Here is a 16,393-nt window from a genome sequence, read left to right as displayed (position 1 = left end):
ATTATGCTTATATTTGCAGTATGATAGCGGTTATTACCGGTGATATTATAAATTCACAGCATGCGGACACTGAAGTTTGGATTACCAGACTTAAAAATCTTCTCGAAAGATGGGGAAGCGCTCCCGGCACATGGGAAATCTACAGAGGAGATGAGTTCCAGTTCAAATGTAATATTGATGACGTTTTCTGGCGGTTTCTAGCCATAAAATCTCTTATTAAAAGTCAGGAAAATTTAGATGTAAGGATGGCCATAGGTATTGGTGAAGAAAGTTTCTCTTCTGAGAAAATCACAGAATCCAATGGTACAGCTTATGTACATTCTGGAAGACTGCTTAATGACCTTAAAAATGACGGACATACCGTTGCCATCAAAACATCCAGTGACCCGGTGGACAGGGATCTTAATATCCTGTTGAAATGGTCATCCAAAGATTTTGACAACTGGACTATGGCTACGGCAGAGATTATTCATGAAATGATCATGAATCAGGATATCACTCAGGAAGATCTTGCTAAAAGATTTGCTATTTCACAGTCTTCTGTAAGCCAGAGACTGAAACGAGCCAACTATGAGCTCATCGTGGAAACCAACCAGTATTTCAGAAAGAAAATCTCAGAACTATAGGCATGATCTTTATCAGACTCATATTGGCACATCTACTCGGAGATTTTATACTTCAGCCAAATTCATGGGTTGCAGATAAGGAAAACTATAAACTAAAAAGTAAGTTTTTATACTTTCACATTCTGATTCACACTGTATTAAGTTTTATTTTCCTTTGGGATCTGAAACTTTGGTGGGTAGCTGTTTTGGTGGGGATCACTCACTTCATTATTGATGCCGCCAAGCTTACATTTCAAAATGCAAAGACTAAGAAAAGATGGTTTTTCATTGATCAGCTGCTGCATGTTCTGGTGATTGCGGGAGTTTCTTTTTATTTTCAGGAATTCAGCTTCAGCTTTTTGCAGAATCAGGAGTTTTTGAAGATAATCATGGCCGCATTGTTTCTGACAACACCCGCATCTATTTTTATCAAAATCTTATTGTCATCATGGACACCTGCTCCGGATGGCCCCAACACTATTCAAACCGAATCTTTATCAAGTGCCGGAAAATATATCGGAATTTTAGAACGTCTGCTGGTCTTCACTTTTATCATGGTGAATCATTGGGAAGGCGTAGGTTTCATGGTGGCTGCCAAATCTGTTTTCAGATTCAGCGACCTTGCACAGGCTAAACAGAGAAAACTTACAGAATATGTATTAATTGGTACACTGCTGAGTTTTGGGCTGGCTGTCTTAACAGGAATAATTATAAAATAAATCAATAAATCTAACTACAATTTAGAAAGTAAAATTATGAGTCAAAAGAAAGAAATGTTGTACGAGGGGAAAGCAAAACAGGTATTTGCAACCGATAATCCTGATGAAGTAGTAGTACGTTTCAAAGACGATGCTACAGCATTTAACGCTCAAAAGAAAGGTCAGGTTGATCTTAAAGGGGAAATGAACAACGCCATCACAACCCTTATTTTTGAATACTTAAATGAAAAAGGAATCAAAACTCATTTCATCAAACAATTGGACGAAAGAGAGCAGTTGGTAAGAAAAGTATCTATCATTCCTTTGGAGATGGTGGTAAGAAACTACTCTGCAGGAAGTATGGCACAAAGATTAGGAGTGGAAGAAGGAATCAAATCTCCGGTAACCATCTTCGATATCTGCTACAAAAAAGACGAATTGGGAGATCCACTTATCAATGATCACCATGCTGTTTTCTTAGGAGCTGCTACTTACGAAGAGCTTGACGAAATGTATGAGCTTACTTCAGACATCAACGAAATCCTTATCGATCTGTTTGACAAGATCAACATCATCCTTGTAGATTTCAAAATAGAATTAGGTAAAACTTCAGATGGTGAAATCATCTTAGCAGACGAAATCTCTCCTGATACCTGCAGACTTTGGGATAAAGATACCATGAAGAAATTAGATAAAGACAGATTCAGAAGAGACTTAGGAGAAGTTACTGAGGCTTATGTTGAAATCTACAATCGTCTTAAAAATCTTTTACAGAAATAAGATTTCAGATACCAGATTTCAGATATCAGATGTTGGTGCTGAAAATACTTTGTTATTTAAAGCAAAATTAAAATTTGAAGTTAGCTTTTGATCTGAAATCTGACTTCTAAGATCTACAATTAGAAAAAATAGAAATGAAAAGTTTAGACATTCATAAAAGTGAATATTTAAAACAGTTTGAAACCCAGACTTACGGAAGAAATCTTTTCAGAACTCAGGAAGAGGAAAGACTGGATGCTCCCAATGAAGAGTGTGGGATCTTCGGATTGTATTCGGATAATGATCTGGATACTTTCTCACTTTCACAGTTCGGGCTTTTTGCATTACAGCACAGAGGCCAGGAAGCTTGTGGTATTTCCGTTTTAAAAGATGGAAGAATTACCAACATGAAAGATGAAGGACTGGTTTTAGATGTTTATAAAGACATTCAGGAACCTGAAACTTTTATGGGAAATTCTGCAATTGGACATACCCGTTATACCACTGCAGGAGATAAAAAGAAATATAACTTCCAGCCATTTTTCGCAAAAAACGAATATGACCAGATTATACTTTCTATAGCACACAACGGTAACCTTACCAATGCAAAAGAATTAAAACAAGAATTAGAAGCTGAAGGCGTAGTTTTCAGAGCTACATCCGATTCTGAGGTGATCCTGAGACTGATCCAGAAAAACCTTGATTTAGGTCTTCGCGGCGCTATTAAAGCAACTATGGAAAAGATCGAAGGAGCTTATTCCGTAGTGGGAATGACAAGAAATAAATTCTTTGCATTCAGAGACTTCAACGGAATCCGCCCATTGGTTTTGGGAGCTATAGATGAAAGATCTTATGTAGTAGCTTCAGAATCTGTGGCACTGGATGCTGTAGGAGCTCAATATGTACGTGATATTCTTCCTGGTGAGATCATTTATACCAATGAAAACGAGCCTGGAAAACTTCATTCTTATATGATGGATGAAGCAAAAGGAAAGCAGAGAATCTGTTCTTTTGAATATATTTACTTTGCAAGACCTGACTCTACCTTAGAAAACATCAATGTATACGAGATCAGAGAAAAATCTGGGGAGAAAATCTGGGAACAGGCTCCTGTAGAGGCTGATCTGGTGATTGGAGTTCCGGATTCCGGAGTTCCTGCTGCCATTGGTTTCTCTAAAGCTTCAGGAATCCCTTTCCGTCCTGTTTTGATTAAAAACAGATATATCGGAAGAAGTTTCATTGTTCCTACACAGGAAATGAGAGAAAGGGTAGTGAACCTTAAACTGAACCCGATCATTTCTGAAATGAAAGATAAAAGAGTAGTGATCATTGATGACTCTATCGTTCGAGGGACAACCTCTAAGAGACTTGTTAAGATTCTGAAAGATGCAGGAGTAAAGGAAATTCACTTCAGAAGTGTTTCTCCGCCAATCATTGCACCATGTTATCTGGGAATTGATACTCCTTCTAAAGATGATCTGATCTCTGCCAATATGACGACAGAAGAACTTAAAAATTATTTAGGAGTAGATTCCTTAGAGTTTTTAAGCATAGATAACCTGAAAGATATTTTAGGATCTGCAAACCACTGCTTCGGATGTTTTACTGAAGAATATCCTGTAGAAAAAGGAGAAGAGGTAGATTTATTCAATTAATCTCTTATTTTGAAATAATAAAAAAGGAAGAGCCGGGCTATAAACCCGGTTCTTTTGTTCTATAAATGTAGCAGAAGCTTAATATTCCTGTATTATACAATATACAATAGAGTTTTAATTTTATCTGATTAAAACTTCAGAATATGAAAAACGCATTTTTCACCGGTATTTTTCTGGTATTTACCCAACTTTACGCTTCACAATCTTTTGATAAACAGGCACACCGCGGAGGAAAATCTCTTTACCCGGAAAATACCATCCCGGCAATGAAGAATGCCTTAAAAATGAATATAACAACACTGGAAATGGATCTTGCTATCACTAAGGACAAAAAAGTGATTCTTTCCCATGATGCTTTCCTTTCTCCGGAATTGGTTACAAAGCCGGATGGAACCTATATTCCAAAAGATTCTGGTTTTTATTATAAGATTTATGAAATGCCTTATGCAAAAATTAAAACATTTGATGTAGGCCTTAAAAAACTTAATAACTATCCTGATCAAAAGAAAATGAAGGCTCAGAAACCTCTCTTTTCAGAGGTTATAGATGCATGTGAAGCTTATGCCCGTGAACTAAAGAGACCATTGCCCTTTTATAATATAGAAACCAAGACGCGTCCTTTCTCTGATAATATATTTCATCCGGAACCGAAAGAATTTGTTGATCTGATGATGAAGATTATTGTAGAAAAAAAGATCCAGGATAGAGTGATTATTCAGTCTTTTGATCCCAGAACCCTGGAAATCCTTCACAAAGAATATCCTAAAATCATGACCGCTTTACTGGTAGAAAAAGTGGATGATAAAAAACGGACTCAGCAGCAGTCTTATTTTAAAAATATTCCTGTGGAAAAATTCAAAATGTATCCTGATCATTTGAATGGAGTAGCCGGAGATATGAAGTTCCTGAGTTTTACCCCTTCTATTTACAGTCCTGAGCATAATCTTGTAACACCCCAATTGGTAAAGGAATGCCATTTATTAGGGATGAAAGTAATTCCATGGACCGTAAATACCAAAGAAAGATTGAAGGAATTAATGGATATGGGAATTGACGGAGTAATCAGTGATGATCCGAGAATATTTGAATAACTAAAAGATATTGTACCTATCAATATAAATAGCCGGAAGAGTTTCTTCCGGCTATTTTATGCGTGCAGATAACTGCACTTAGGGTTAAAAAATTGGTTCGTTTAATTAAAATTTATAATTCAGGCCTAACTGAAATACTCTGTTGTTGTTTTCAGCGGCAGGTCTGCTTTTGTCAATTTTGGTTAAGCTGTTTACGTATCTTGCACTTACACCGATGTTGGAAGTGATATCATATCCTAAACCAAGACCCAATCCGAAATTGAATTTGTTGATCATATCTTTGTCGATATCCTGAGAGTTTGAACTTGCAGTAGTGGTAGTAACTCCTCCTGTAGTACTTGCGACACTAGATTCTGATTTGTTTTTTCCATTAAGGAAATAACTGAATTCAGGTCCTGCTTCAATATAAAACTTGTCGATAGGTCTCATCTGAACCATTAACGGTACTGAAATGTAATTCATGTTTACTCTGCTCTGTACTTTAGTCTTTACATTTGTAACTCCATTGTCAGTTTCTGTAGAATACATTACATCTTTTGCCCCCATTTGGTTGAATAATACCTCTGGCTGGAAGCTGAATTGTTTTGAAATTGGAATATTAACAAATGCACCTGCGTGGAAACCTAATTGCTGACTATTGATTCCGAATTTCTGCTGGCTGAAATAAGCTGAGTTTCCTCCTGCCTTGATCCCGAATCTAATAGGTTGAACATCGTTTTTTAGTGGTGATGCATTTACTGTTTTTGTTTCTGTCTCTTGAGCAAAAGCTAACGTACCAGCAGTTAATGCTAATCCTAAAAATAACTTCTTCATAATTTTATTTTTTAATTTTACTATTTGTGTGTCGGATAATTTCTCAATCAGACTCCAAGTATTTTGCAAATTGCTTGCCAAAGTTGAAAAATGCTTATTTACAGGGGTTTTGAAAGGGTTTTTAGAAAGTTTTTTTTCAATCATTTATCCCTTTTTAATGAATAAACATATTGCCAAACTGAATATTTTATGAAAAGAGTTGAAGAGTCAGAAAGCTTTAATGTAGATAATTGAAATGATAAAAAATTAAAAAACAGGAGGAGTTTTTATAGTATCCGGACTGTTTTCAAGACCTGCAATAAAAATACCGAACCACTTATGGTCCGGTATCAATTTTGAAAATAATAAATATCTCTATTTAAACTTATAAGCAACTCCAATTTGAAGTGCATTATTTCTTACTTTATCATTGCATTGTAAAAAAGTCGCTAGCCGCTGCTTTACTACAAAGAGTTTTTTCATGATTTTAAAGTCTTGATTTTTCTTCATCGTGGCAAAATATCTGCCACACAGGAGAGAAGTGATAAAAATCATGCATTAAGCGAAAAAGTCAGGCTTAAACTAATGAACCTGACTTTTTCTATTGAAATCAAAATGTATCTAATTATTGAGCAAAATACACTTCTGTATGATGCTTTGCATTCTATGTGTTGACCAACTCAATGCTGTTTACGTTAAAAAGTTTATAATGGTAATAGTTAGATTTGAGTATTGAAATTCAATTGAACCAATACCTATTTTATTGTAAAAACAGAAACCATAAGTTGGAAATTTCCGAAATAGAGTACAATCACTACTTGATACGCAAATTTCTTGCCAAAAAACATCAACGCAATAAAAAAACCGGATTAAATTTAATCCGGCTTTGTATTGATTTGAAAGTCTGCTTTTAAAAGCGTACCTAAATTTTAGAATTTATAAGCTAAACCTACCTGGAATACTCCGTTTCTAGAAGCATCACCTGGGTTGTTTTTAGGGACATCAGATAATCCTGCAGTATATCTTAGGTTTACTCCGATATTCTGTGTGAAATAATATCCAGCTCCAAGACCAATTCCGAAATCAAAAGTTTTCAAATTGTCTTTAATATCTACAGATCCACCGTTACCTTTTCCTTTAGCACTGATAAGGAAACCGAATTGAGGGCCTGCTTCTACATATAAATTAGGAATAAGGTTGTACTGTAACATTACTGGTACTGCGATATAATCCGTGTTAAGTTTTAGATCACCGTTACCTTTATATTTACCACCCAAACCACTGTATAATACTTCTGGCTGTACAGAGAAGTCTTGTGCTACCGGAATGTTTGCAAACACACCTCCATAAAATCCAGCTTTTGAATTTAAGTCACTGTGAGAAATAGTAGAGATATTAAGACCTGCTTTTACACCAAATCTAACTGGAGAAGATGAAGCAGTAGAAGTTGAAGTCTTCTGAGCGAAAGTAAAAGTACCTGCTACTAAGGCAAGACCTAAAAGAATCTTTTTCATAAGTTTTATATTTTAATAGTTTTTAAGTTTTATTTAACATTTCATTAAGAATCAAATGTTGTGCCAAAGTTAAAATATGCTGTTAATCTACTATTTATGCTTATTCTATTTGTTATTTTTTTCTTTTGCATAAAAAAGCCAGGCTCAAAATGAGCCTGGCCTTACTTTAATTATAAAAATTTAACGAGAAAAGCTAAATAAGCTTTAGAATTTGTAATTTACTCCTATCTGGAATACACCATTCTTTACAGATCCTGTTCTGTCATATCCATACAGATATCTATGGCTTTTATTTACAATTTCAGATAGCCCTGCAGTATATCTTACATTCACGCCGATATTTTTGGTAATATTATAACCTGCTCCCAATCCGATTCCAAAATCAAAGCCTCTTGTTGCATCTTTAAGGAGTAAACTTCCTTCACTGTCCTTTAATCTTGCATCCATTAAGAAGCTAAATTGAGGTCCTGCTTCTACATAAAGCTTAGGAAGTACTTTATATTGAAACATTACTGGTATGGAAATATATTCTATTTCAAGCGTTGCATTACTGCCTCCTTTCTCTTTAGCTCCCGCAGCACTGTACAAAACTTCCGGCTGAACAGAGAAATCCTTAGCGACAGGAATATTCATAAAAACACCACCATAAAATCCCGCTTTTGATTTCATATCCATATTTGAAAGATTGGAAACATTAAGTCCTGCTTTTAAACCGAATTTGATTTTGGATGCAGAAGGTGTTGGTGAAACAGCTGCATCAGTTGAAGTGGATGTGCTTTGCGCAAAAGCAAAAGTACCTGCAATAAGTGTCAGGCTTAAAAAAATCTTTTTCATAGATTAGTTTTATTTCTACATTGTTTGACGTTCGGAAAGCAACAAACTATATGCCGTGAACCCCCTTGTGCAGGGACTTTATCATATTTTTAACAGAACTAAAATCAACAGTGTGGGATATATGTTTAATGTTATATCAAAGGATCAACGTTTTACCATAAAAAAAGACCAGATTAAAAAATTAATCTGATTTTTTTCTATTGAAAATAAAATTTTTTAGTGAGTGGGTGTACCTGTTAAATTAAGGGATAATGGTTCTAAAACATACTAATTAACATAATAAAATTCTTCGTAGGAGTAATTGAAATAATTATATATTTATATCTTAATTCTAAAACATTAATGATGGAGAATCTAAAAAAATTATCAAAAGTCTTTGGTATTTCCTTACTTTTTGCTTCGTTGAGTATTTCAGCTCAGACTCAGAATTCACAAGAGTTAACAAATGCTTTGAAAGACCTTACAGAAATGACTTCACAAGAAAAAAATGCACTGGGGTCATTTAAAATTAAAGAACCTATAGTTTTCTTCTTAGAAGATAAAAAGCTAAAATACGAAGACGTTAAGGCTGTATTAAATAACAAGGAGTACAAAGGAGTACCATATAAAAATTCAGCTGGTGAACTTCGTGCAATTGTTTTTAGAAAAAAAAATATACAGAAGAATTAAAAAATAATTTATCAAAGAAATGATGATAAACAAAGACGATTCAATACGAATTTGATCAATGTTTTACCATAAAAAAAGACCAGATTAAAAAATTAATCTGATCTTTTCTATTGAATATAAAATTTGTTAGTGAATGGGGTGCTTATTTGAATTTATAAGCTAATCCAACCTGGAATAGATTGTTTCTTGTAGCATCAGATCCGCTAGGTCTGTTTTTCGCTACATCTGTTAAACCTGCAACATATCTTGCGGTAAGCCCTAAGTTCGGAGTGAAATAATATCCAGCTCCAAGACCAATACCAAAGTTAAATGTATTTAGATTGTCTTTGTAATTATCTGTAGTGTTAGAATCTCCGTTAGACTCATTTTTGAACTTGTTTTTAGCACTTACCATGAAACCAAATTCTGGTCCTGCTTCCACATAAAGATTTGGAATCAGGTTATACTGGAACATTACAGGTACTGTAATATAATCTAATTTAGTAGAAGCTGAAAACTTTGTTCCTCCTAACGTATAATCTGATTTATTACCATATTGTGAATACTGAACTTCCGGCTGAACGCTGAATGAAGCTGCCAATGGAATGTTTGCAAATACACCTGCGTTGAATCCTATTTTAGATTTCTGATCATCAAGACCACTGTCTTTTGAAAGTGAAGAAACGTTCATTCCTCCTTTTACCCCAAATGTTACCGGATTAGAAGATGTGTTTCCTGTTTGTTGAGCGAATGCGAATGTTCCTGCAGTTAACGCTAATCCTAAAATTAACTTTTTCATAACTTTAATTTTTTAATTTTACTCTTTCTTAATTTTAAATTTTACTACTTGTTCAACATTTTTCAGTTGAACGCAGAGTATCTTTCAAATTGCTTGCCAAAAATATTTTTTATGATTAAAATCAATAAAAAAATCACTTAGTGTTTAAGTGATTTTTTAAATATTTAATTGATTTGTAGTGAGTTAAAAACTTAAATAAACATTTGTTTAGAAGAGGTCTAAATTGACAATTTTGTTAAAAACTAACTTTTAAACCTACTTTATTTTTCTAAAAAATAGTTAAGCATTATTCAATTTTCTATAAAAAGACAGAGATTCAAGGATATTTTCCTGGCTGCACTGATGGTCATAAGTACAAGAACCGATTCCGGAAAGCAGGGAAAAATTGATTTTACTGTCTGTATTCTTTTTATCATTCAGTAATAATGCGGTGATATCTTCATCTTTAAAATCATTGATATCCAGGTAAGGATAGTATCTCTGGACATTTTCAATGACCATATTTGCATCTGCTTCAGAAATAAGATTCTCCAGATAAGCCAGATGAGCTTCTGCAATCATTCCCATTGCAACCGCTTCTCCGTGAAGGATAGGATTTCCTTGCTGTAAGCATAAACTCTCCACTGCATGACCTATTGTATGCCCGAAATTCAAAGTTTTTCTGATATTCTGTTCGTGGAAATCTTTATCTACAACATCCTGCTTGATATTCATAGAAGTCTGAATATGCGGAATTACCGTTTCTACCTCCAGTTTACGAACCTGGATCAGCTGATCCCAATGATTTTTATCAGCAATTAATCCATGTTTAAGCATTTCAGCGAACCCGCTTCTCAGTTCTTTAAATGGTAATGTTTCTAAAAATTTCGGAAAAATAAAGATCTGTTCAGGGAAAGCGAAAGTTCCCACCATATTTTTATAGTGCATGAGATCAATCCCTGTTTTTCCTCCTATAGATGCGTCACACATTGATAAAAGGGTTGTAGGGATATTGATGAACTGGATTCCTCTTTTGTAAGTAGATGCCACAAATCCGCCCATGTCGGTAATCACACCGCCGCCAAGATTGATAACCAATGCTTTTCTGTCTGCCTGCATTTCCGTAAGAATTTCCCAAAGCTGATTGGCTGTCTGGATATTTTTCATTTCTTCTCCGGCTTCAATCTCTAAAATTTCAAAGCCAAGGTCTGTTTCCATATTTCCTAAAAGAATGGGAAGGCAGTATTCATGAGTGTTTTCGTCTACCAGAATGAAAATTTTGCTGAAAGACTTTTCATGAAGAAACGCGTTAAGCTGAGAAAAATTATCATTTAATATTGTTATCATCTTCTAATATTTGTAAAGTTAAAATGTAAACTATAGTGCAAAGTTATGATTCTTAATTTTTAACTCGTAACTAAATTACTATCTTTGCAGAAATTTTTAGAATGAGCAGAGATAATAATAATTCAGACAGATCAAAGAGACCAAGAATTTCAACCAAGAAAAGTTCTGATGATTCTCGTGCTTCCAGATCTGGAAATTCTTCAGGATCAAAACCTTTTAAAAAACCTTTTTCTAAAGACGGAGGTAAACCAGCTCCGGAACATAGAGGGTCTAACTCAAAATTTGACAAGAAACCTTTCAAGAGAAATACAGACAGCTCTGAAGGTTCCAACGAAGAAATGGGTTCAAAATCTGAAAGAAAACCATACATCACGAATAAAAGTGAGAGTTTTGAGAGAAAGTCTTTCGGAAAACCAAAAAGAGGAGGAAACAGTTTTGATACAAGAGATAAGTATGAAAGAGGTAGTCTGAAATATGGCAGAAGACCCTCTAATGGAGATGAAAGAGATGACAGAGCAAAATCTTTTGTACAAAAAAGAAGGTTAAATAAAATTGACAAAGATGTTCATAAGGATACTATCCGTCTCAATAAGTATATTGCCAATTCAGGGATTTGCAGTAGGAGAGAAGCTGATGATCTTATTACCCAGGGGCTGGTAGAAGTAAACGGAAAAGTAGTTAACGAAATGGGCTATCAGGTACAGAAAACCGACAGAGTAGTTTTTGACGGGCAAAATATTACTCCGGAAAAACCTGTTTATGTACTTTTGAATAAGCCAAAAGGTTATATTTCTACAACGAAAGATGACAAAGCCAGAAAAACTGTAATGGATCTTGTAGCTAATGCTTCTCCTTACAGAGTTTTCCCGGTTGGAAGATTAGACCGTTCCACAACGGGGGTAATTTTATTGACCAATGACGGACACATGACTAAAAAATTAACGCATCCATCTTTTGATGCTAAAAAGATTTATCATGTAACGCTGGATAAAAAGCTTACGGGTGAAGATCTACGTCTTATCGCAGAAGGAATCCGTCTTGATGAAGGAGTAGCAGTTGTTGATCAGATTTCGTACATTGAAGGAAAACCTAAAAATGAAATCGGAATTGAGATTCATATCGGATGGAACCGTGTTATCAGAAGAATATTCCAAAGATTAGGGTACGAAGTGGAAGCTTTAGACAGAGTAATGTTTGCAGGATTAACGAAGAAGAATATCAAGAGAGGACACTGGAGAATCCTTACAGAACTGGAAGTAAACAACCTTAAAATGCTTTAATTTCATGATGAATTATGAGTTATAAATAATGAATTATAGATTCAGGTTTCTAACTTATTCATTTTTTAAGATTAACTTTAAGGATAAAGAATAAAAAAGCGCAGAAAATAATTCTGCGCTTTTTTTGTATCAAGTTGTGAATTCCAGGATTCATAACTCATCATTTATAATTCATCATTAAAAAGAACTATCCCAATACCGTTACCCCTTTTTCAATCATCTCGTAGATGGCATCTCTGGCGTTGTCTGGTTTTACGTTGACGGCACGTGTTCCGTTGAAATGAAGACAAGTAACATATCCGTTAGCCACAGCATCCTGAGCAGTGAACTTCACGCAATAGTCTAATGCCAACCCTACGATTTCAACCAGTTGGATATCGTGATATTTTAAGAAATCATCCAGCCCGGTTTTCATAAAGTGATTATTATCCTGGAAACCGCTGTAACTGTCAATTTCTATATTTTTTCCTTTTTGTACAATATGGGTTACTTTGTCTCTGTTCAGATCTTTGTGGAATTCTGCCCCGAAAGTTCCCTGAACACAATGATCCGGCCACATAAACTGTGGAACACCATTTAAAATAATACTTTCTCCAACCTGTCTGCCATTACTGCTTGCAAAACTTTTGTGGCCTGCAGGATGCCAGTCCTGTGTAAGAACCACTTGATCATATGCATTTTCCTCCATCAGAAGATTGATATACGGGATAATTTCGTTAGATCCAGGGACTGCAAGGGCTCCGCCTTCACAAAAATCATTCTGTACATCGACTATTATTAACGCTTTTTTCATATTTTGATTTCTCGAATTTTTGATAAATTTACAAAACTAATCTTCAAAAATTTGTCCAAACCCAAATTATCGGACAAAACGGCAATGTAAATTTTTAATACTCCCTGAATGAAGGAGGTAAAATTGAAATAACTAAACTTTGTCTGAACTGTACTGGGATTTGAGGCATAAACCAAATATCAATAGCTTATCTTTGCAGTAAATAAGTATTTTATGTCATTTGAATCGTTAGGATTATCACACAATATTATTCGTTCTGTTAACAAACTAGGGTATTTAAAGCCATTTCCAATACAAGAGCAGGCGGTTCCTGTTATTTTGCAGGGAAAAGATCTGATGGGGATTGCACAGACAGGTTCCGGAAAAACGGCTTGTTTTGTAATGCCGATTTTAGAAAAACTACAGAATGCAGAAGTTAAAAAAGATCGTAATGTTCAGGTTTTAATATTGGTTCCTACACGTGAATTGGCAATACAGATTGATGAAGTTTTCAGAGCTTTTACAGAAAATCTGAAGCGGGAGGTTCGTACAATGGCTGTTTATGGAGGTGTTTCTATCAATCCGCAGATGAAAGGAATGTTTGGAGTAGAAGTTCTTATTGCCACTCCAGGACGTTTGTTAGACTTAATTGACCATAATGCATTGAGTATTTCAGGAATTCAGCATTTGGTGATTGATGAGGCGGATAAAATGTTTCAGCTGGGCTTTGGAGAAGAAATGAATAAACTTTTCGCGATGATGCCTGTAGTGAAACAAACTACTTTATTTTCAGCGACTTTAAATGATAAGGTTTCTGAAATGAAAGAACGTCTGTCTATCAATCCTACTATTATCGAAATTAAAAAAGAAGAGGTTGAAATTGATAATATCGAGCAGCTGGCCTATCATGTTTCTCCGGAAAATAAAGGCCCTTTCCTGCGTTATTTAATTAAAGAAAAAAAGGTGGAAAAGGCTTTGATCTTTGTTTCGTCTACAAGATCTGCAGATAACCTGGTAGAAAAGCTTAAAAAAAATAAAATTAAGGCGGTGGCTATTCACAGCCAGAAATCGCAGGGAGCCCGCAGGAATAACCTGGAAGAGTTTAAAGTAAACGGAGCCCAGATTTTGGTGGCAACAGATCTGATTGGCCGTGGAATTCATATCGAATCACTACCATGTGTGATCAATTACGAATTGCCGCGTTCCCCATTAGATTATATTCACCGTATCGGTAGAACAGGACGTGCTAATGAGAAAGGAACAGCAATCAGTATTCTGACAGATGATGAATTGCAGCATTTCAGAGTGATTCAAAAGAAAATGGGGAAAAAAGTAACCCTGCAAAGAACAGAAGGTATTGATTTACACGGATATTAATACCTGCTTTACAATAACAAAGGCTTTAGTTTTATAGAACTGAAGCCTTTTTATTGGATGGTGATATTCAGCCTTATAAATTGTTATAAGTACAATTAATGCTTTATTCACCTGAGATTCTTGAATTTTTGATAAATTTACACAAAATGATATTCGAAAAATTGTTCCTAAAAGATATTAATCGGACAAATCGACAATATTTAAAAATTAAAAACCCTTGAGCAATGAGTGATTTAGAGAAAAAAAAGTTTCCAATAGGCCAGTTTGAAGCTCCGGAAAATATCTGTGATACCACATTGGATACCTACATCAAAGTAATCAAAGACTTTCCCGGCAGACTAAAAAATCTCATTGAACATTTTACAGACGATCAATTGGATACTCCTTACAGAGAAGGAGGTTGGACTGTAAGACAACTTGTAAACCACCTTTCAGACAGTCATATGAATAGTTTTATACGTTTTAAGCTGGCTCTTACAGAAGATAACCCTACTATAAAACCTTATGATGAAGCGAAATGGGCTGAGCTCCAGGACAGCTATCATATGCCTGTGAAACCGGCTATGAGGATGTTGAAAGGAACACACCAGAGATGGGTTGTGCTTCTTAAAAGCCTTACGAATAAACAATTTGAAAGAACTTTTCATCATCCGGAGCACAATAAAAATTATAATTTAAGAGAAAGCCTTGCTTTGTACGTTTGGCATTGTAATCATCATTTTGCTCATATTGAAAATCTGAAGATAGAAAAAGGTTGGTAAGAAAACATCTTAATAATCCCATATATTATAAGGAAATTGTTGACCGAATTTCCATGTTATCTGAAAATTCCCTTGGAAGGTGGGGGAAAATGAACGTATGTCAAATGCTAAGGCACTGTGATCTAGTTCTTCAGGTAGCTTTGAGAAAAGTGGAACTTCCCCGTATCAATGTTGCGTATAAGACGATAGGGATATTCACTAAAGCAGAAATGTATGTCTTCAATAATGGAATTCCCAGAAACATGCCTACTTTTCAAAAACTAATCGTTAATTTTGAGTGTGATTTTGATGCATCAAAAACCAATCTGATGAAAACGCTGGAGGAATTCCTGGAAGCTTGTGAAAAAAGCCACCTGCCGGATCATCACAGATTATTCGGTGAAATGACTGAAAAAGACTGGACATTTCTTGAATACAAACATCTTGATCACCATCTAAAACAATTTAATGTATGAGTTTTTTTGATAAAATATTCGGTGGAAAAAACGAAACCCCTGACCAAAAAACATTCTGGAAAAAGATAGAGTCTGAAGAAGACCTTACAAAAGCTATAGAAGACTCTTTTCAGAATAGAATTGCTATATTTAAACATTCAACAAGCTGTTTTATCAGCAGAACTGTACTGAAGAACTTTGAAAAAGAAGTTGAAAATTCAGACCAGCCGGTCAATGTATATTATCTTGACCTATTGGCTCACAGACCTGTTTCCAATAAGATAGCAGCAGATTTTGAGATCAGACATGAAAGTCCGCAGCTGATTGTAATAGAGAACGGAAAGCCTGTAAACAATGCGTCACACCAGGATATTTCTTTAAGCCAGATTGTATCATGAAGAATATAAATGATTATTTAGCCAAAGTTTTAAATGTTCCCCTTCAAAATGTGAACACTTGCAGCCTGCACTATGAAGTAAAGAAAATTCCTAAAAATCAGTTTCTTCTTCAGTATGGTGAGATATGCCGGCATATATTCTTTGTAGAAAAAGGACTGTTGAAGATGTATTCCATTGATAAAAACGGAAAAGAGCATATTATACAGTTTGCCCCTGAAAGCTGGCTGATTTCTGACCGAAGCAGTCTTTATTTCAATGAAAAATCCATTTATTATATAGAAGCGGTGGAAGATTCAGAAATTCTGTTTCTACACCCTGATTTCTTTAATAAATTAGTGGAACAGTTTCCGAACAGTATTGAAAGAAGTGACTTTCTGCTTCAGAAACACATCAGAAGCCTTCAAAACAGAATCAACTCCTTGCTAGGTGAAACTGCAGAAGAAAGATACATGAAATTCATTAAAATGTATCCGGATTTACTTTTGAGAGTTCCGCAGTGGATGATTGCTTCTTACCTTGGAATTACTCCTGAGAGTCTGAGCCGTGTAAGAAAAGAACTGGCGAGAAAGAATTTCGTTCCGGATAATAAATAAAAAAGGCTGGAAGATGGGAGAGGGAAGCCTGATGCTCTGTAAACACAAAAGAACTTG

18 protein-coding genes are annotated in these 16,393 nt (G+C 35.1%); 12 read left to right on the top strand and 6 right to left on the bottom strand.

From position 1 onward, the window contains the following. The first annotated feature begins 20 nt into the window (after window positions 1-20). The 5 genes from SFA27_RS11625 to SFA27_RS11605 all read left to right on the top strand — a co-directional run bounded on the left by SFA27_RS11625 (window position 21) and on the right by SFA27_RS11605 (window position 4,808). Window positions 21-626: a SatD family protein gene (locus SFA27_RS11625; RefSeq protein ID WP_264517984.1), complete on the top strand. Its 606-nt coding sequence runs from the start codon at window positions 21-23 to the stop codon at window positions 624-626. A gap of 2 nt (window positions 627-628) precedes the next feature. Next, window positions 629-1,324, top strand: a complete 696-nt coding sequence (locus SFA27_RS11620; RefSeq protein ID WP_264517983.1) for a DUF3307 domain-containing protein — start codon at window positions 629-631, stop codon at window positions 1,322-1,324. A gap of 36 nt (window positions 1,325-1,360) precedes the next feature. Next, complete coding sequence (gene purC / locus SFA27_RS11615; protein WP_027372243.1) at window positions 1,361-2,083, top strand: phosphoribosylaminoimidazolesuccinocarboxamide synthase; 723 nt, start codon at window positions 1,361-1,363, stop codon at window positions 2,081-2,083. Window positions 2,084-2,217: 134 nt separating this feature from the next. Then, window positions 2,218-3,717, top strand: a complete 1,500-nt coding sequence (purF, locus tag SFA27_RS11610) for an amidophosphoribosyltransferase (protein ID WP_047374927.1) — start codon at window positions 2,218-2,220, stop codon at window positions 3,715-3,717. A gap of 143 nt (window positions 3,718-3,860) precedes the next feature. After that, window positions 3,861-4,808: a glycerophosphodiester phosphodiesterase family protein gene (locus SFA27_RS11605; RefSeq protein ID WP_407298147.1), complete on the top strand. Its 948-nt coding sequence runs from the start codon at window positions 3,861-3,863 to the stop codon at window positions 4,806-4,808. A gap of 105 nt (window positions 4,809-4,913) precedes the next feature. On the opposite strand, the gene SFA27_RS11600 is transcribed toward SFA27_RS11605, so the two are convergent. The 3 genes from SFA27_RS11600 to SFA27_RS11590 form a co-directional block, all read right to left on the bottom strand. Beyond that, on the bottom strand, window positions 4,914-5,621 hold the full coding sequence (locus SFA27_RS11600; protein ID WP_407298146.1) for a porin family protein: 708 nt from the start codon (window positions 5,619-5,621) through the stop codon (window positions 4,914-4,916). A gap of 908 nt (window positions 5,622-6,529) precedes the next feature. After that, the gene (locus tag SFA27_RS11595) at window positions 6,530-7,114 is read right to left on the bottom strand and encodes a porin family protein (RefSeq protein WP_047374921.1); all 585 of its coding nucleotides are present in this window, start codon (window positions 7,112-7,114) and stop codon (window positions 6,530-6,532) included. Between the two features lie 204 nt (window positions 7,115-7,318). Then, entirely contained in the window at window positions 7,319-7,948 is a 630-nt protein-coding gene (locus SFA27_RS11590; protein ID WP_047374919.1) for a porin family protein, read from the bottom strand. 345 nt (window positions 7,949-8,293) lie between these two features. Between SFA27_RS11590 and SFA27_RS11585 the strand changes: the two genes are divergently transcribed. Continuing rightward, on the top strand, window positions 8,294-8,617 hold the full coding sequence (locus SFA27_RS11585; protein WP_407298144.1) for a hypothetical protein: 324 nt from the start codon (window positions 8,294-8,296) through the stop codon (window positions 8,615-8,617). Window positions 8,618-8,759: 142 nt separating this feature from the next. Here the strand turns inward: SFA27_RS11585 and SFA27_RS11580 are convergent, their stop codons facing one another. Next, window positions 8,760-9,395 (bottom strand): porin family protein, encoded by a 636-nt coding sequence (locus SFA27_RS11580; protein WP_105682390.1) that lies wholly within the window; start codon window positions 9,393-9,395, stop codon window positions 8,760-8,762. A gap of 279 nt (window positions 9,396-9,674) precedes the next feature. Next, complete coding sequence (aroB, locus tag SFA27_RS11575; RefSeq protein WP_047374915.1) at window positions 9,675-10,721, bottom strand: 3-dehydroquinate synthase; 1,047 nt, start codon at window positions 10,719-10,721, stop codon at window positions 9,675-9,677. Window positions 10,722-11,059: 338 nt separating this feature from the next. Between aroB and SFA27_RS11570 the strand changes: the two genes are divergently transcribed. Further along, on the top strand, window positions 11,060-12,001 hold the full coding sequence (locus SFA27_RS11570) for a pseudouridine synthase (protein WP_047375767.1): 942 nt from the start codon (window positions 11,060-11,062) through the stop codon (window positions 11,999-12,001). 187 nt (window positions 12,002-12,188) lie between these two features. Here SFA27_RS11570 and pncA read toward each other — a convergent pair whose 3' ends face one another. After that, a complete protein-coding gene (gene pncA / locus SFA27_RS11565) occupies window positions 12,189-12,794 on the bottom strand; it encodes a bifunctional nicotinamidase/pyrazinamidase (protein ID WP_047374914.1) in 606 nt (201 codons plus the stop codon). Window positions 12,795-13,007: 213 nt separating this feature from the next. On the opposite strand from pncA, the gene SFA27_RS11560 reads away from it, so the two are divergent. From SFA27_RS11560 to SFA27_RS11540, 5 genes are all read left to right on the top strand, one after another. Then, window positions 13,008-14,150 carry a DEAD/DEAH box helicase gene (locus tag SFA27_RS11560; RefSeq protein WP_047374912.1) on the top strand — a complete coding sequence of 381 codons (1,143 nt, stop codon included), beginning with the start codon at window positions 13,008-13,010 and terminating at the stop codon, window positions 14,148-14,150. Between the two features lie 224 nt (window positions 14,151-14,374). After that, entirely contained in the window at window positions 14,375-14,911 is a 537-nt protein-coding gene (locus SFA27_RS11555; RefSeq protein WP_047374909.1) for a YfiT family bacillithiol transferase, read from the top strand. Further along, entirely contained in the window at window positions 14,905-15,366 is a 462-nt protein-coding gene (locus SFA27_RS11550; protein ID WP_264517978.1) for a DUF1569 domain-containing protein, read from the top strand. The genes SFA27_RS11555 and SFA27_RS11550 overlap by 7 nt, the downstream gene beginning before the upstream one ends. Beyond that, window positions 15,363-15,743 carry a bacillithiol system redox-active protein YtxJ gene (gene ytxJ / locus SFA27_RS11545; RefSeq protein WP_047374907.1) on the top strand — a complete coding sequence of 127 codons (381 nt, stop codon included), beginning with the start codon at window positions 15,363-15,365 and terminating at the stop codon, window positions 15,741-15,743. Before SFA27_RS11550 ends, ytxJ begins: the two co-directional genes overlap by 4 nt. Then, window positions 15,740-16,336 (top strand): Crp/Fnr family transcriptional regulator, encoded by a 597-nt coding sequence (locus SFA27_RS11540; RefSeq protein ID WP_047374905.1) that lies wholly within the window; start codon window positions 15,740-15,742, stop codon window positions 16,334-16,336. The genes ytxJ and SFA27_RS11540 overlap by 4 nt, the downstream gene beginning before the upstream one ends. The last annotated feature ends 57 nt before the right edge of the window (window positions 16,337-16,393 follow it).

The organism is Chryseobacterium sp. HR92, from assembly GCF_045689405.1.
Lineage (GTDB): Bacteria > Bacteroidota > Bacteroidia > Flavobacteriales > Weeksellaceae > Chryseobacterium > Chryseobacterium viscerum_A.
This window is presented reverse-complemented; position numbering and strand designations above follow the sequence as displayed.

Coding starts and splice junctions, on each gene's coding strand:
- SFA27_RS11625 (WP_264517984.1), top strand. CDS start 21: ATGATAGCGGTTATTACCGGTGATATTATAAATTCACAGCATGCGGAC.
- SFA27_RS11620 (WP_264517983.1), top strand. CDS start 629: ATGATCTTTATCAGACTCATATTGGCACATCTACTCGGAGATTTTATA.
- purC (WP_027372243.1), top strand. CDS start 1,361: ATGAGTCAAAAGAAAGAAATGTTGTACGAGGGGAAAGCAAAACAGGTA.
- purF (WP_047374927.1), top strand. CDS start 2,218: ATGAAAAGTTTAGACATTCATAAAAGTGAATATTTAAAACAGTTTGAA.
- SFA27_RS11605 (WP_407298147.1), top strand. CDS start 3,861: ATGAAAAACGCATTTTTCACCGGTATTTTTCTGGTATTTACCCAACTT.
- SFA27_RS11600 (WP_407298146.1), bottom strand. CDS start 5,621: ATGAAGAAGTTATTTTTAGGATTAGCATTAACTGCTGGTACGTTAGCT.
- SFA27_RS11595 (WP_047374921.1), bottom strand. CDS start 7,114: ATGAAAAAGATTCTTTTAGGTCTTGCCTTAGTAGCAGGTACTTTTACT.
- SFA27_RS11590 (WP_047374919.1), bottom strand. CDS start 7,948: ATGAAAAAGATTTTTTTAAGCCTGACACTTATTGCAGGTACTTTTGCT.
- SFA27_RS11585 (WP_407298144.1), top strand. CDS start 8,294: ATGGAGAATCTAAAAAAATTATCAAAAGTCTTTGGTATTTCCTTACTT.
- SFA27_RS11580 (WP_105682390.1), bottom strand. CDS start 9,395: ATGAAAAAGTTAATTTTAGGATTAGCGTTAACTGCAGGAACATTCGCA.
- aroB (WP_047374915.1), bottom strand. CDS start 10,721: ATGATAACAATATTAAATGATAATTTTTCTCAGCTTAACGCGTTTCTT.
- SFA27_RS11570 (WP_047375767.1), top strand. CDS start 11,060: ATGGGTTCAAAATCTGAAAGAAAACCATACATCACGAATAAAAGTGAG.
- pncA (WP_047374914.1), bottom strand. CDS start 12,794: ATGAAAAAAGCGTTAATAATAGTCGATGTACAGAATGATTTTTGTGAA.
- SFA27_RS11560 (WP_047374912.1), top strand. CDS start 13,008: ATGTCATTTGAATCGTTAGGATTATCACACAATATTATTCGTTCTGTT.
- SFA27_RS11555 (WP_047374909.1), top strand. CDS start 14,375: ATGAGTGATTTAGAGAAAAAAAAGTTTCCAATAGGCCAGTTTGAAGCT.
- ytxJ (WP_047374907.1), top strand. CDS start 15,363: ATGAGTTTTTTTGATAAAATATTCGGTGGAAAAAACGAAACCCCTGAC.
- SFA27_RS11540 (WP_047374905.1), top strand. CDS start 15,740: ATGAAGAATATAAATGATTATTTAGCCAAAGTTTTAAATGTTCCCCTT.